This is a genomic window from Pseudoxanthomonas sp. LjRoot206 (genome assembly GCF_056175725.1).
Map to the genome: position 1 here is coordinate 488,852 of NZ_JBGFFI010000004.1, position 12,570 is coordinate 501,421.

A 12,570-nucleotide genomic window follows, 5' to 3' on the forward strand; every position below is an offset into this window, starting at 1 on the left:
GGGAAGCGGGCAGGCATCGTGCCGGAGGGCGTCCTACAGGCGTCGCGCCTACCCCAGGCTGCGCGCCGTGTTGATGATGTTGATGCCGTTGAAGCGCGTCGTCGCCGAGCCGTGCGAGACCGCCGAGACCTGGCTGGGCTGGCCCTTGCCGTCGAAGAACGAGCCGCCCAGGCGGAAATCGCGCGCGTCGCAGATCGCGGTGCAGGCGTTCCAGAACTCCGGCGTTCGGATCTGGTAGGCCGCATCTTCGATCTGGCGGGTGACCTGGCCGTTCCTGATCTCGAAGTACAGCTGGCCGCCGAACTGCGCGTTGTAGCGCTGCTGGTCGATGGAGTAGGAACCGCGGCCGTGGATGTAGATGCCGTTCTCGACGTCCTTGACCATCTCCGCCACGGTCAGCGGCGCCTTGCCCGGGGCCAGTGAGACGTTGGCCATGCGCTGGAACTGCACGCTGCTCCACGAGTCGGCGTAGCTGCAACCGTGCGAGGCGTCTTCGCCGACGATGTGGACCTCGTCGCGCGTGGCCTGGTAGTTGACCAGCACGCCGTCCTTCACCAGGTCCCAGCGGCGCGTCTTCACGCCTTCGTCGTCGTAGCCCACCGCGCCCAGGCTGCGAGGCTCGGTCTTGTCGGCGGTGAAGTTGACGATCGGGCTGCCCCACTGGAAGCGCTGCTCTCGCTTGTCCAGCGTGGCGAAGCTGGTGCCGGCGTAGTTGGCTTCGTAGCCGAGCACGCGGTCCAGCTCCAGCGGATGGCCGACGTTCTCGTGGATGGTCAGGAACAGGTTGGACGGGTCCAGCACCAGGTCGTACTTGCCGGGCTTCACCGACGGTGCGGTCAGCTTGGCGCGGGCCTGCTTCGCCGCCGCCACGATGTCCTCGCGCAGGTCGTAGGACGCACCGTACGCCACCACGCCGCCGGGCAGCGCGATCTTGTCGGCGGGGTTGGCATCCAGGTATTCGTAGCCCATGCCCAGCGGTGCGGACAGGCCGTCGCGGGTCTTGAACTTGCCGGTCGCCTTGTCCACGACGGTCACCGTGAAGGGCACCCAGATGCGGTGCACGTCCTGGTCGATCCAGGAACCGTCGGTGCTGGCGAAGTACTTCTGCTCGTTGATGACGAACATGCGCGACGCCGCGAAGCTGGCGCCGGCCGCCAGCGCGGTGGCGTTGGCACCGAGCAGCAGGTCGACCTTGTCCTTCACCGGCACCGCCATCGCGTTCTTCACGATCGGCGTCTTCCACGCGACCTCGCCCACGCCGGCCAGCGGCGCCAGCTGCACCGGCTTGCCCTGGATGCGCGCGTTGGCGCGTGCGATGACGACCGCCTGACGTGCCGCCGCCGCGACGCCATCGGGCGTCTGGTCGTTGGTCGCCGCGAAGCCCCAGGCGCCCTGTGCGATCACGCGAACACCGATGCCCGAGGACTCGGTGTTCACCACGTTCTGCACCTTGTCCTCGCGGGTGATCAGCGACTGCCGCAGGTAGCGGCCGATGCGGACGTCGCAGTAGGTCGCGCCCGCCGCGGTCGCCGCGGTCAGTGCGGCCTCGGCCAGGCGCTTCTTCTTCGCCACGTCGCCCGGTTCCAGCAGGGCCTCGGCAGCGATGACGCGCGTGCCGGGCAGGGCCAGGCCGGCGAAGGTCAGGCCACCGAGGGCGAGGAAGTCGCGTCGTTGCATGTCGAAGTCCGGGAACGGCAGCCACCGGACTGTCGTCGGCGCGCGCCGCAGCGTCAAGTGACGCCGGTCATGCTGCGGCGACGTGGTGCACAATGCGCCTCACTCCGCACAGGAATCGGCCCGCATGACATCCCGCCCGGTCGCCCGGCCCGAGAACGACGACGAACAGCCGCGACTGGCGGTGCTGATCGACGCCGACAACGCACAGCCCGCCGTCATCGAAGGCCTGCTGGCGGAAACCGCCAAGTATGGCGTCGCCAGCGTCAAGCGCATCTACGGCGACTTCACCAGCACGCGCATGACCCAATGGAAGCAGGCGCTGCTGAAGCACTCGATCAACCCGGTGCAGCAGTTCGCCTACACCAGCGGCAAGAACGCCACCGACAGTTCGCTGATCATCGACGCGATGGACCTGATGTACACGCGCCGGTTCGACGGCGTCTGCCTGGTCTCCAGCGACAGCGACTTCACCCGCCTGGCGCAGCGCCTGCGCGAGGAAGGACTGACCGTCTACGGCTTCGGCGAGCGCAAGACGCCGGATGCCTTCGTGCAGGCCTGCGACAAGTTCATCTACGTCGAGGTGCTGCGCAGCGAAGTGCCGACACCGCCTGCGCCGGCATCGCCGCCGAAGCCCGCGAAGAAGGCGGCCAAGCCCGCTGCGAAGAAGCCGGCCGCACAGGCCGAACCGACCGCCGCGCCCGTGGTCGAGGCGGGCAAGCACGAATCGCTGCCGCTGCGGCTGATCCGCCAGGCCATCGAGGAGGCCAGCGACGACCAGGGCTGGGCCTTCCTCGGCAGCGTCGGCAGTTACCTCAACAAGGTGCGCCCCGATTTCGATACCCGCCTGTACGGGCACAAGAAACTCAGCGACCTGCTGAAGGCGCATCCGCGCCACTTCACCGTCGAGGAACGGGCAGGCGAGGGCGGTGCGAAACGATTCTATGTGCGGGCCGCGTAGCGTGCGCCATGCGCACGACGTCATGATCCTTCCGGCCATGCGAGGTCGTGCGCGTGGCGCGCGCTACGCGGCATGACCAAGCCCTTCGCGCCGTCGTGCGAACGCAACCGGGGCCCAATCCTGTCGGTGTTGCAGCGCCATCTTGCCGACACACGCCGCGTGCTCGAGGTCGGCAGCGGTACCGGCCAGCACGCCGTGCATTTCGCCTCGGCGATGCCATCGCTCACTTGGCAGTGCAGCGACCGTGCCGAGAACCTGCCGGGCATCGCGTTGTGGCTGGACGATGCGGCATTGCCCAACACGCCGCCGGCCATCGAACTGGATGTCGACGGCCCATGGCCCGACGCCGCGTTCGATGCGGTCTTCACCGCCAACAGCCTGCACATCATGGGCTGGCCGCAGGTCGAAGCCTTCTTCGCCGGCACCGGCGCGTTACTCGAGCCGGGCGGGTTGCTGGTGGTCTACGGCCCGTTCAACTACGGCGGCGAGTTCACCAGCGACAGCAATCGCGCCTTCGAGCAGTGGCTCAAGGATCGCGATCCCGTGTCCGGCATCCGCGACTTCGACGCCGTCGATGCGCTGGCACACGCGATTGGCCTGGCGCTCGTCGAGGACAACGCCATGCCGGCCAACAACCGCTGCCTGGTCTGGCGGCGGACAGGTTGCCCGCCTCTGTAGGAGCGCCCTCGGGCGCGATGCTTTTGGCTCGTTGACAGGTCCAGGGAAAAAGCATCGCGCCCGAGGGCGCTCCTACAGGGGTCATGACCGCCCCCCGACTTGACGAGGTTGTCTTCTTACGCGGCCTGCACGATGTGCAGCGACTTCGGGTTGCGCCACAGGCCGAGCAGTTCCGCCTCGCGCGCCTTGGCCGCGTGCAGGTGCTTTTCCTTGACGTGGCCGTAGCCGCGGATGTGTTCGGGAATGCTGGCGATCTCCACCGCCAGGCCCAGCCGGTCGGCATCCAGCGACGCCAGCAGCTCATCCACGGTGCTGCCGTAGTCGGCGATCAGCTGGCGCTCGCCCTTGCGCTCCTCGGTGTAGCCGAACACGTCGAAGGTGCCGCCGCGCAGGAAGCGCAGCTTCGCCAGCAGGCCGAAGGCCTTGAAGATCCACGGGCCGTATTCCTTCTTCATCAGGCGGCCGTGCGCGTCCTTCTTGGCGAACAGCGGCGGCGCCAGGTGGAAGTGCACCTCGTAGTCGCCGTCGAACTGCTGCTGCAGGCGGCGCTGGAAATCGCCGCTGGTGTACAGGCGCGCGACTTCGTACTCGTCCTTGTACGCCATCAGCTTGAAGCAGTAGCGCGCCACTGCCTCGGTCAGCGCGGTCGAGCCGGGCGCCTTGACGTTCTCGGCCGCACGCACCTTCGCCACCAGGTCGGTGTAGCGGCGCGCATAGGCGGCGTCCTGGTAGTCGGTCAGGAACGAGGTGCGGCGTGCGATCAGTTCGTCCAGCGAGCGCGACAGGCGCAGGTCGTCCAGCGGGAGGAAGGCGACGTTGTCGCCACCACCGCTGGCGCCTTCCGGCAGGCCGCGCAGCTCGCTTTCGTTGCCCGGATTGCGCGGCGCCGAGGTCGCGCCCCACTCGGAGCTTTCCCATTCGCCCGGCGGCAGGACCTGCAGCGTGCCCGGCGTGCGCTCGCTCTCCGTCTGCGTGTTCTGGATCAGTCCGGCCGCTTCCTGCACGGCCAGCGGGTTCACCACGGCCAGGCGGCCCCAGGCGAACGCGGTCTTGTTCATCTCGACGGCGGCGCCGTTGAGTTCGACGGCACGCATGATGGCGTCGTACGAGATCGGCACCAGTCCCTGCTGCCAGGCGTAGCCCAGCATGAAGAGGTTGCTGCCGATCGCGTCGCCGATCAGCGCGGTCGCGATCTGCGTGGCATCGACCAGCATCGGCTCGCGGCCGCCCAGGGCGACCTTCACGCCGGCGACGATGTCGGTGGCGGGGAACTGCATGTCCGGATGCGTGGTGAACGTGCCCGGCATCGCCTCGTAAGTGTTCAGTACCACCTGCGAGCGCTCGCCGCGCACCTTGGACAGCACCCAGTAGTCGTTGACCACCACCATGTCGCAGCCCAGCACCAGGTCGGCCTCGCCGGCGGCGATGCGCACGGCGTGGATGTCTTCCGGCGTGCGCGCGATGCGGATGTGGGTGGTGACCGCGCCGCCCTTCTGCGCCAGGCCGGTCTGGTCGAGCACGCTGGCGCCTTTGCCTTCCAGGTGGCCGGCCATGCCGAGCAGCGCGCCGATCGTCACCACGCCGGTGCCGCCGACGCCGGTGATCAGGATGTTCCAGGGTTCGTCGAGAGCCGACTTGAACGCCGGTGCCGGCAGCGAGGCGAGCAGGTCGGCCGCATTCGCCTTCTTGCCCTTGCGCGGCGTGCCGCCGTGCACGGTGACGAAGCTGGGGCAGAAGCCGTCGACGCAGCGGAAGTCCTTGTTGCAGTTCGACTGGTCGATCTCGCGCTTGCGGCCGAACTCGGTTTCCTTCGGCAGCACCGACACGCAAAAGCTCTTCACGCCGCAGTCGCCGCAGCCTTCGCAGACCAGCGTGTTGACCATCGTGCGCTTGGCCGGGTCCGGCAGCTTGCCGCGCTTGCGGCGTCGGCGCTTCTCGGTGGCGCAGACCTGGTCGTAGATCAGGATCGACACGCCCTTGACCGTGCGCAGGCGGCGCTGCACGTCGTCCAGTTCCTTGCGGTCGAAGAACTCGACGCCGGACGGGAAGATCTCGCGCTTGCTCCACTTGCCCACTTCGTCGCTGACGACAACGATCATGTCCACGCCCTCGGACCGCATCATGTGCGCGATCTGCGGCACCGACAGCGTGCCGTCCACCGGCTGGCCGCCGGTCATCGCCACCGCATCGTTGTAGAGGATCTTGTAGGTGATGTTCACCCCGGTGGCGACCGACTGGCGCACCGCCAGCGAACCGGAGTGGAAGAACGTGCCGTCGCCCAGGTTCTGGAACACGTGCTCCGTCTCGGTGAACGGCGCCTGCCCCGACCACGTCACGCCTTCGCCGCCCATGTGGGTGAAGGTGTCGGTGTCGCGGTCCATCCACGTCACCATGTAGTGGCAGCCGATGCCGCCGAGCGCGCGCGAACCTTCCGGCACCACCGTCGAGGTGTTGTGCGGGCAACCGCTGCAGTAGTGCGGCACGCGCGGGAAGTTGGCGCGCGGCAGCGCCATCTCGGCTTCCTTCTCCTCCATCCAGCGCAGGCGCTGTTCGATGGATTCGGTGGTGAAGAACCGCTGGATGCGGCGGCCGATCACGCCGGCGATCGTCGCCGGGGTCAGTTCGCCGGTGGACGGCAGGATCCACTCCCCGCCCTCGTCGTACTTGCCGACGATGGACGGGCGCGTGCCCGCGCTGGCCGGCCAGTTGTAGAAGTACTCCTTCATCTGCCGCTCGATGAAGGCGCGCTTCTCCTCCACCACGACGATGTCTTCCAGCCCCTTGGCGAATTCGGTGATGCCCACCGGCTCCAGCGGCCAGGTCATGCCGACCTTGTAGACGCGGATGCCGATGTCCGCGCAGGCCTGTTCGTCCAGGCCCAGGTATTCCAGCGCCTGCAGCACGTCCAGGTAGCTCTTGCCGGTGGTGACGATGCCGAGGCGCGCGCGCGGCGAATCCAGCACGATGCGGTCGACCTTGTTCGCCCGCGCGAACGCCTGCGCCGCGGCGACCGCGTACTTGTGCAGGCGCATCTCCTGGTCCAGCGGCGGATTCGGCCAGCGGATGTTGAGGCCGCCGGCCGGCATGGCGAAGTCTTCCGGCAGGATGATCTCGCGCGCGAACGAATCCACCTGCACCGACGCCGACGATTCCACCGTCTCGGCGATCGTCTTGAAGCCGATCCAGCGGCCGGTGTAGCGGCTCATCGCCCAGCCGACCAGGCCGAGGTCGAGGATGTCCTGCACGCCGGCCGGGTTCAGCACCGGCATCATCGCGCTGACGAATTCGTCTTCCGAGCCGTGCGGCAGCGTCGAGCTGCGGCAGTTGTGGTCGTCGGCCGCCAGCGCCAGCACGCCACCGAACTTCGAGGTGCCGGCCGCGTTGCCGTGCTTGAACACGTCGCCGCAGCGGTCCACGCCCGGACCCTTGCCGTACCACATGGAATACACGCCATCGACCTTGGCGCCGGGAAACAGGTTGGTCTGCTGCGTGCCCCACACCATGGTCGCGCCCAGGTCCTCGTTGAGGCCCGGGGTGAACTTCACGCCTGCCGTCTCCAGGTGCTTGCGTGCGCGCCACAGCTCCAGGTCGAAGCCACCCAGCGGCGAGCCGCGGTAACCGCTGATGAAGCCGGCGGTGTTCAGGCCGGCGGCCTGGTCGCGCAGCCGCTGCATCAGCGGCAGCCGCACCAGCGCCTGCACGCCGCTCAGGTAGATGCGGCCGTCGGTGCGCGTGTACTTGTGTTCCAGCGTGTAGTCGCTGTCGATCACCCCGATCTGCGGCGAATTGGCGGACGAGGGCGAGGTGAGTTCGGCGGTGCTGGTCATGGCGGGCCCAAAGCGGCTGGCGTGGCCCGAAAACCCCTCGGGCGTGAAGGCGCGCATTGTAACAGCGGCCTTTTCTGTGACGTCCATCACTCCGTCGTTGTGCATTGCAACGGTTAGGATGCGCCGGGGGGCTGTCGTAGTCCGGGGGAAACGTAGTGAAAGCAGGCAAGTACACACTGCTGGCCATCGTGCTGGCATCGGCGGTCTTTTCCGCGCAGGCACAGACGGTGCCGAAGCCGAAGGAGTTCTACTTCGACGAGGACCGCGCCGCCGCGCCGGTCGTCGCCGTCACCGGCGTGGAAGGGGCCGCGCTGGTGGACCAGCTGGTCAAGGCGCGCGAGCGTGGCCGCAAGATGGTCGAAGCCACCGCGCAACTGGCGCATATCGCGCTGAACGACGGACGTGCCGACCTGGGTCGGCAGCTCTACCAGCAGGCGCTGGGCAGCACGCAGTCCGGCGGCAACCTGTGGCGTGCGATCAGCTGGAACTACGGCTGGGACCTGTATCGCCTGGGCGAACACGAAGCGGCACTGCAGCAATGGACGCCGCTGGTCAGCGCCGTCCGCGGTCCGTCGTGGGTGCCGCCCACGCTGGCGCTGGCGCTGTGGAAGCAGGGTCGCAAGGAAGAGGCGGTGCAGTGGTACGGCGCCGCCGTGCGCACCGAACCGCTGCTGTGGACCGATGCGCGCAACTACGCCACGTTGCTGCCCGGCTGGCGGCAGGAAGACCGCGACACCCTGGCCGAAGTGCTGGGCGCCTGGCAGGCCAATCCGCCGGTCTGGCCGTAACGCGTAAGATCGGCGGATGAAGGCGCGCACCGTGCGCCATCCTCCGTCCACGATGCGCACCCTTGCTTCGCTGTGCCTGGCGACGGCGTTGACCGCCGCCGCCGGTATCCCCGCTTCCGCCGCCGACCGCATCACCGGTCGCGCCTTCGCCACCCGCTCGGACGTCATCGCGCCGCACGCGATGGCGGCCACCTCGCATCCGCTCGCCACGCAGATCGCGCTGGACGTGATGAAGCAGGGCGGCACGGCGATGGATGCGGCCATTGCCGCCAATGCCGCGCTCGGCCTGATGGAGCCCACCGGCAACGGCATCGGCGGCGACCTGTTCGCCATCGTCTGGGATCCGAAGACGAAGAAGCTGCACGGCTACAACGGCTCCGGCCGTTCGCCGAAATCGCTGGCGCTCGACTATTTCAAGCAACAGGGCATCACCGACATCCCGGCGCACGGCCCATTGCCGGTCAGCGTCCCCGGCACGGTCGACGGCTGGTTCGCGCTGCACGGCCGCTTCGGCAAGCTGCCGATGAAGGACCTGCTGGCGCCGACCATCCGCTACGCGCGCGACGGCCATCCGGTGCACCAGACGATCGCCTACTACTGGGAACGCTCGGTGCCGCGGCTGTCGAAGTTCCCCGGCTTCACCGAGCAGTTCACCATCGCTGGCCGTGCCCCGCGCACCGGCGAGATGTGGAAGAACCCGTATCTCGCCGACACGCTGCAGAAGATCGCCGATGGCGGTCGCGACGCGTTCTACAAGGGCGACATCGCACGCACCATCGACACCTACTTCAAGGCCAACGGCGGCTTCCTCTCGTACGAGGACATGGCGGCCCACCACGGCGAGTGGGTCGAACCGGTCAGCACCAACTACCGCGGCTACGACGTGTGGGAACTGCCGCCGAACGGGCAGGGCATCGCCGCGCTGCAGATGCTCAACGTGCTGGAAGGCTACGACTTCAGCAGGATCCCCTACGGCAGTCCCGAGCACGTGCACCTGCTGGTGGAAGCGAAGAAGCTGGCCTTCGCCGACCGCGCGCGCTGGTACGCCGACCCTGCGTTCCAGCCGTTGCCCGTCGCCCGCATGATCTCCAAGCCGTATGCGCGCGAGCGTGCGAAACTCATTTCGCCCGACAAGGTGCTGCGCGAAGTGCAGCCCGGCACGCCGAAGGAACTGGAGGAAGGCGACACCATCTACATGACCGTCGCCGACAAGGACGGCATGATGGTCTCGCTGATCCAGTCCAACTACCGCGGCATGGGCAGCGGCATGACGCCGACCGGCCTGGGCTTCATCCTGCAGGACCGTGGCGAGATGTTCGTGCTGAACGGCTGCGAGGGCGCCACGCCGCATCCCAACTGCTACGCGCCGGGCAAGCGCCCGTTTCAGACCATCATCCCGGCCTTCATCACCAAGGACGGCAAGCCGTGGGTCAGCTTCGGCGTGATGGGCGGCGCGATGCAGCCGCAGGGCCACGTGCAGATCGTGATGAACCTGGTCGACTTCGGCATGACGCTGCAGGAAGCCGGCGACGCGCCGCGCGTGCAGCACGACGGCTCCACCGAACCGGTCGGCAGCGCCAAGGTCATGAGCGACGGCGGCGTGGTGCAGCTGGAATCGGGCTTCCCCTACGAAACCGTGCGCGCGCTGATGGACAAGGGCCACCACGTCGAATGGGCGCTCGGCCCCTATGGCGGCTACCAGGCGATCAAGCGCGACCCGGACACCGGCGTGTATTACGGCGCCAGTGAGAGCCGCAAGGATGGGCAGGCGGCGGGGTATTGAGGGGTTGCGCAAGGGCTTTCATAGGTTGGGCTGAACGGAGTGAACCCCAACATCGCAGTGATGAAACATCTACCTGTTGGGCTTCGCGCGCTCACCCCAATCTATCGCGCTGTCTACGGGTTGAGGCCAGGGCACAAACTCCAACACGTGAATTCGTATAGGTGAGCAAGAATGCTGTATGCCGTGGCCGACGTGGTGGATCGTTCCCTGGCACGAAAAAACGCGCTGGAGCTGGCGATGCTGCTGGGCGCGCGCTCAACTTCGCAACAACGTAACGTTATCGGCGAGCCGCCTTGCCCTTACAAAGTTCGATTTAATACGGACGCGTTCTGGTTTGGTGTTGGCGTATCGGACGCGTCGTATGTTGTCACTGGAAACTGGAGAGGGACGTTTGAAAACGAAGGTTGCTTCGGAGCCTCGTTGAGAACGAATAGGCAGGGGATGAGTCTCCGATTGGAAGGAGCTTCAAGAGATCTCGGCGTGCCGGTGTACGTAGCCAATCATGCTCAGGCCCCCAAGATCGCTGCCGCGCTCTGTTCGCCTACATGCCGGCAGCTCATTCAGCAGGTGAAATGGCCGACGCTGAAGACCCTGTTTCTGAGTCCAGTGCAGATCCATGCGATAGGAGACTTCCGAACGCCAGAGCAATGCGCCGCCCAAGTGACCGTTCTTCGCGAGCTGTTGCTTGCGTTCAGCAGGTCCCATAGGACGTCGAATGGGTGAAGCGAAGTGGCCGTCAGCAGCGACACGGGTCTGCCCATCGCGTCCACCGGGGCGCACGGCCTCAGGCTCGATCTGTCCAGAAGACCCGGGATCAGGGAGGAAGCATTCATGCATACCTGGCTCATGCTTGCAGTGCTTGCGCAGGGCTCAAACGAACCGCCGCGCGCGCCGGCAGCACCGCCTCGGTCGCTGGAGACCCGGGCCTTCTGTACGGCAAGCATCGGAAACGAAGCAAAGACGGTCGATAATCTGCGAGGTGACTACCGCATCGTCGGGCTGTCGCCGAAAGATCGCGCGCCCTATTCGGGCACGATGAAGATCGTGGCGTCCACCACGACCGAGGTCCGCCTCGAAGCAAGGATCGGCACAAAGACGCGGAATGCCACCGCGCGTTACTTGCGCTGCGGCGAAGGTGTGAAACAGCTGTTCGTCACCGTCGACCGCCCTGGTACGCCACAGCAGCTGTATTGCGTCGTGCACCACGATTACGACAACCTGCACCGGGCTACCTGCAGCGGGCAGGCGAGCGATGGGGACGGCGACAAGGGCCTGGAGGCCTGGTTCGAGATCGTGCCGTAGGATGGGTGGAGCGAAGCGGCTTTCAACGGCGAAGCCGGTCTACCCATCATCACGAACCCATAGGCATCTGCGATGGGTATCGCCTACGGCTCCACCCATCCTACGGACTGCGGCTCCACACATCCTGCGAACCACGAACCTGGACACCACCATGGCCACACTCCCCGCCATCCCCGAACTCACGCCCGGCCTCTACCGCCACTACAAGGGCAACGACTACGAAGTCGTCGCGGTGGCGCGGCACAGCGAGACGCTGGAGCCAGTGGTGGTGTACCGCGCGCTGTACGGCGAAGGCGGGTTATGGGTGCGGCCGTATGCGATGTTCTGCGAGGACTTGATCGTGGACGGGCAGCCGGTACGACGCTTCGCACCGGTCAAGTGAGCTTATGAACTGCTCGCAGCTCTACGTTGGCGTGGACAAGCAACTCGACGAGGTGAGAACGAACGACTTCTCTTTGACCCTCGTACCGTCTGCGTCCGCCGAAGCGAAGGCGGTGCGCTCAGTGCTCGGTTCCAAGTACGTGTACTACCTCGAACCGCACACGGGATGTGGCTGTGGCTGGGATGTTCTCGAGATAGACACGCCCGGAGACGACCAGAGCAAGGCTTCGTGCGATGCCCTCGGACGGTTCCTGGGTGCGCTCGAGCGGACCCGTCGCGGCAGCAAGCTCTACAGTGTGTGTATCGAGTCGCTCGGCACGTCGCCGCGCTCCGAAGTGAGCATCGCGGCGGCAGAATTCATGAGGGACATACGAGGCTATAGGGTGTCCTTCGCATCCAAGGGCGCGAAGGTGTATGTGCTCGGTGCCTGATGGCTTGCACAAGGCATCCTCGCCTCGCTGTGAACCGATCATCCTTCGCTCTGGGATATCTGCATGACCACCCACATCGCCCTGCTCCGTGGCATCAACGTCGGCAAGGCCAAGCGCATCGCCATGGCGGACCTGCGCGCGTTGCTGGAAGACCTCGGCTACACCGACGTCGCCACGCTGCTCAACAGCGGCAATGTCGTCTTCAAGGCCGGCAAGGGAACGTCCGCGACGCTGGCGGCCGGCATCTCGAAGGCCATCGCCGACCGACTCGGCATCGAGGTGCCCGTCATCGTGAAATCCGCGAAGGATCTCGCCGCCATCATGGCCGACAACCCGTTCGCCGACACCGCGACGGATCCGTCGCGCCTGCTGGTCGCGTTCACGCCGGACGACGCCACGTTGGCCAACCTCGACGCCATCGCACCGCACGTCGTCGCGCCCGAACAATTCCTGGTCGGCACGCACGCCGCCTACCTGCACTGCGCCAGCGGCATCCTGGAAAGTAAGGCGGCGGAGGCGTTGCTGGGCAAGGCGGGGAAAGCGGCCACGACGCGCAACTGGGGCACAGTGCAGAAACTGCTGGCGCTGGCGGAGAAAGTTGATCGCTGATCCGGCGCGTCAGCACGTTTCGGGCTCGCGCGTCAGACATCTTCCTTGTGGGAGCGACGCCAGTCGCGATGACCTATCGCGGAGGTGACATCGCGACTGACGTCGCTCCCACAGGAACCATTGCCGGCTGTCTTTC

11 protein-coding genes are annotated in these 12,570 nt (G+C 66.6%); 9 read left to right on the top strand and 2 right to left on the bottom strand.

All coding sequences use genetic code 11. The features are described from left to right. Positions 1-48 precede the first annotated feature (48 nt). On the bottom strand, positions 49-1,677 hold the full coding sequence (locus AC04MD_RS15285; protein ID WP_475498128.1) for a TldD/PmbA family protein: 1,629 nt from the start codon (positions 1,675-1,677) through the stop codon (positions 49-51). A gap of 124 nt (positions 1,678-1,801) precedes the next feature. Between AC04MD_RS15285 and AC04MD_RS15290 the strand changes: the two genes are divergently transcribed. Together AC04MD_RS15290 and AC04MD_RS15295 are read left to right on the top strand one after the other, a co-directional pair. Then, positions 1,802-2,635, top strand: coding sequence for an NYN domain-containing protein (locus AC04MD_RS15290; protein ID WP_475498129.1), 834 nt, complete (start codon positions 1,802-1,804; stop codon positions 2,633-2,635). Between the two features lie 72 nt (positions 2,636-2,707). After that, a complete protein-coding gene (locus AC04MD_RS15295; protein WP_475498130.1) occupies positions 2,708-3,313 on the top strand; it encodes a DUF938 domain-containing protein in 606 nt (201 codons plus the stop codon). A 116-nt stretch (positions 3,314-3,429) separates the two neighbouring features. Here the strand turns inward: AC04MD_RS15295 and AC04MD_RS15300 are convergent, their stop codons facing one another. Then, positions 3,430-7,140 (bottom strand): indolepyruvate ferredoxin oxidoreductase family protein, encoded by a 3,711-nt coding sequence (locus tag AC04MD_RS15300; RefSeq protein WP_475498131.1) that lies wholly within the window; start codon positions 7,138-7,140, stop codon positions 3,430-3,432. A 155-nt stretch (positions 7,141-7,295) separates the two neighbouring features. Between AC04MD_RS15300 and AC04MD_RS15305 the strand changes: the two genes are divergently transcribed. The 7 genes from AC04MD_RS15305 (at position 7,296) to AC04MD_RS15335 (ending at position 12,434) form a co-directional block, all read left to right on the top strand. Further along, positions 7,296-7,928 carry a tetratricopeptide repeat protein gene (locus AC04MD_RS15305; RefSeq protein ID WP_475498132.1) on the top strand — a complete coding sequence of 211 codons (633 nt, stop codon included), beginning with the start codon at positions 7,296-7,298 and terminating at the stop codon, positions 7,926-7,928. 52 nt (positions 7,929-7,980) lie between these two features. Then, positions 7,981-9,711 (top strand): gamma-glutamyltransferase, encoded by a 1,731-nt coding sequence (ggt, locus tag AC04MD_RS15310; protein ID WP_475498179.1) that lies wholly within the window; start codon positions 7,981-7,983, stop codon positions 9,709-9,711. Positions 9,712-9,882: 171 nt separating this feature from the next. After that, the gene (locus AC04MD_RS15315) at positions 9,883-10,434 is read left to right on the top strand and encodes a hypothetical protein (protein WP_475498133.1); all 552 of its coding nucleotides are present in this window, start codon (positions 9,883-9,885) and stop codon (positions 10,432-10,434) included. Between the two features lie 108 nt (positions 10,435-10,542). Beyond that, positions 10,543-11,013, top strand: coding sequence for a hypothetical protein (locus tag AC04MD_RS15320; protein ID WP_475498134.1), 471 nt, complete (start codon positions 10,543-10,545; stop codon positions 11,011-11,013). A gap of 151 nt (positions 11,014-11,164) precedes the next feature. Next, a complete protein-coding gene (locus AC04MD_RS15325; RefSeq protein ID WP_475498135.1) occupies positions 11,165-11,395 on the top strand; it encodes a DUF1653 domain-containing protein in 231 nt (76 codons plus the stop codon). A 4-nt stretch (positions 11,396-11,399) separates the two neighbouring features. Then, the gene (locus AC04MD_RS15330) at positions 11,400-11,825 is read left to right on the top strand and encodes a hypothetical protein (RefSeq protein WP_475498136.1); all 426 of its coding nucleotides are present in this window, start codon (positions 11,400-11,402) and stop codon (positions 11,823-11,825) included. Between the two features lie 63 nt (positions 11,826-11,888). Beyond that, entirely contained in the window at positions 11,889-12,434 is a 546-nt protein-coding gene (locus tag AC04MD_RS15335) for a DUF1697 domain-containing protein (RefSeq protein WP_475498137.1), read from the top strand. The last annotated feature ends 136 nt before the right edge of the window (positions 12,435-12,570 follow it).

Excerpts from the sequence above, each read along its gene's own strand:
- AC04MD_RS15285 (WP_475498128.1), bottom strand. The coding sequence starts at position 1,677 with ATGCAACGACGCGACTTCCTCGCCCTCGGTGGCCTGACCTTCGCCGGC.
- AC04MD_RS15290 (WP_475498129.1), top strand. The coding sequence starts at position 1,802 with ATGACATCCCGCCCGGTCGCCCGGCCCGAGAACGACGACGAACAGCCG.
- AC04MD_RS15295 (WP_475498130.1), top strand. The coding sequence starts at position 2,708 with ATGACCAAGCCCTTCGCGCCGTCGTGCGAACGCAACCGGGGCCCAATC.
- AC04MD_RS15300 (WP_475498131.1), bottom strand. The coding sequence starts at position 7,140 with ATGACCAGCACCGCCGAACTCACCTCGCCCTCGTCCGCCAATTCGCCG.
- ggt (WP_475498179.1), top strand. The coding sequence starts at position 7,981 with ATGCGCACCCTTGCTTCGCTGTGCCTGGCGACGGCGTTGACCGCCGCC.
- AC04MD_RS15315 (WP_475498133.1), top strand. The coding sequence starts at position 9,883 with ATGCTGTATGCCGTGGCCGACGTGGTGGATCGTTCCCTGGCACGAAAA.
- AC04MD_RS15320 (WP_475498134.1), top strand. The coding sequence starts at position 10,543 with ATGCATACCTGGCTCATGCTTGCAGTGCTTGCGCAGGGCTCAAACGAA.
- AC04MD_RS15325 (WP_475498135.1), top strand. The coding sequence starts at position 11,165 with ATGGCCACACTCCCCGCCATCCCCGAACTCACGCCCGGCCTCTACCGC.
- AC04MD_RS15330 (WP_475498136.1), top strand. The coding sequence starts at position 11,400 with ATGAACTGCTCGCAGCTCTACGTTGGCGTGGACAAGCAACTCGACGAG.
- AC04MD_RS15335 (WP_475498137.1), top strand. The coding sequence starts at position 11,889 with ATGACCACCCACATCGCCCTGCTCCGTGGCATCAACGTCGGCAAGGCC.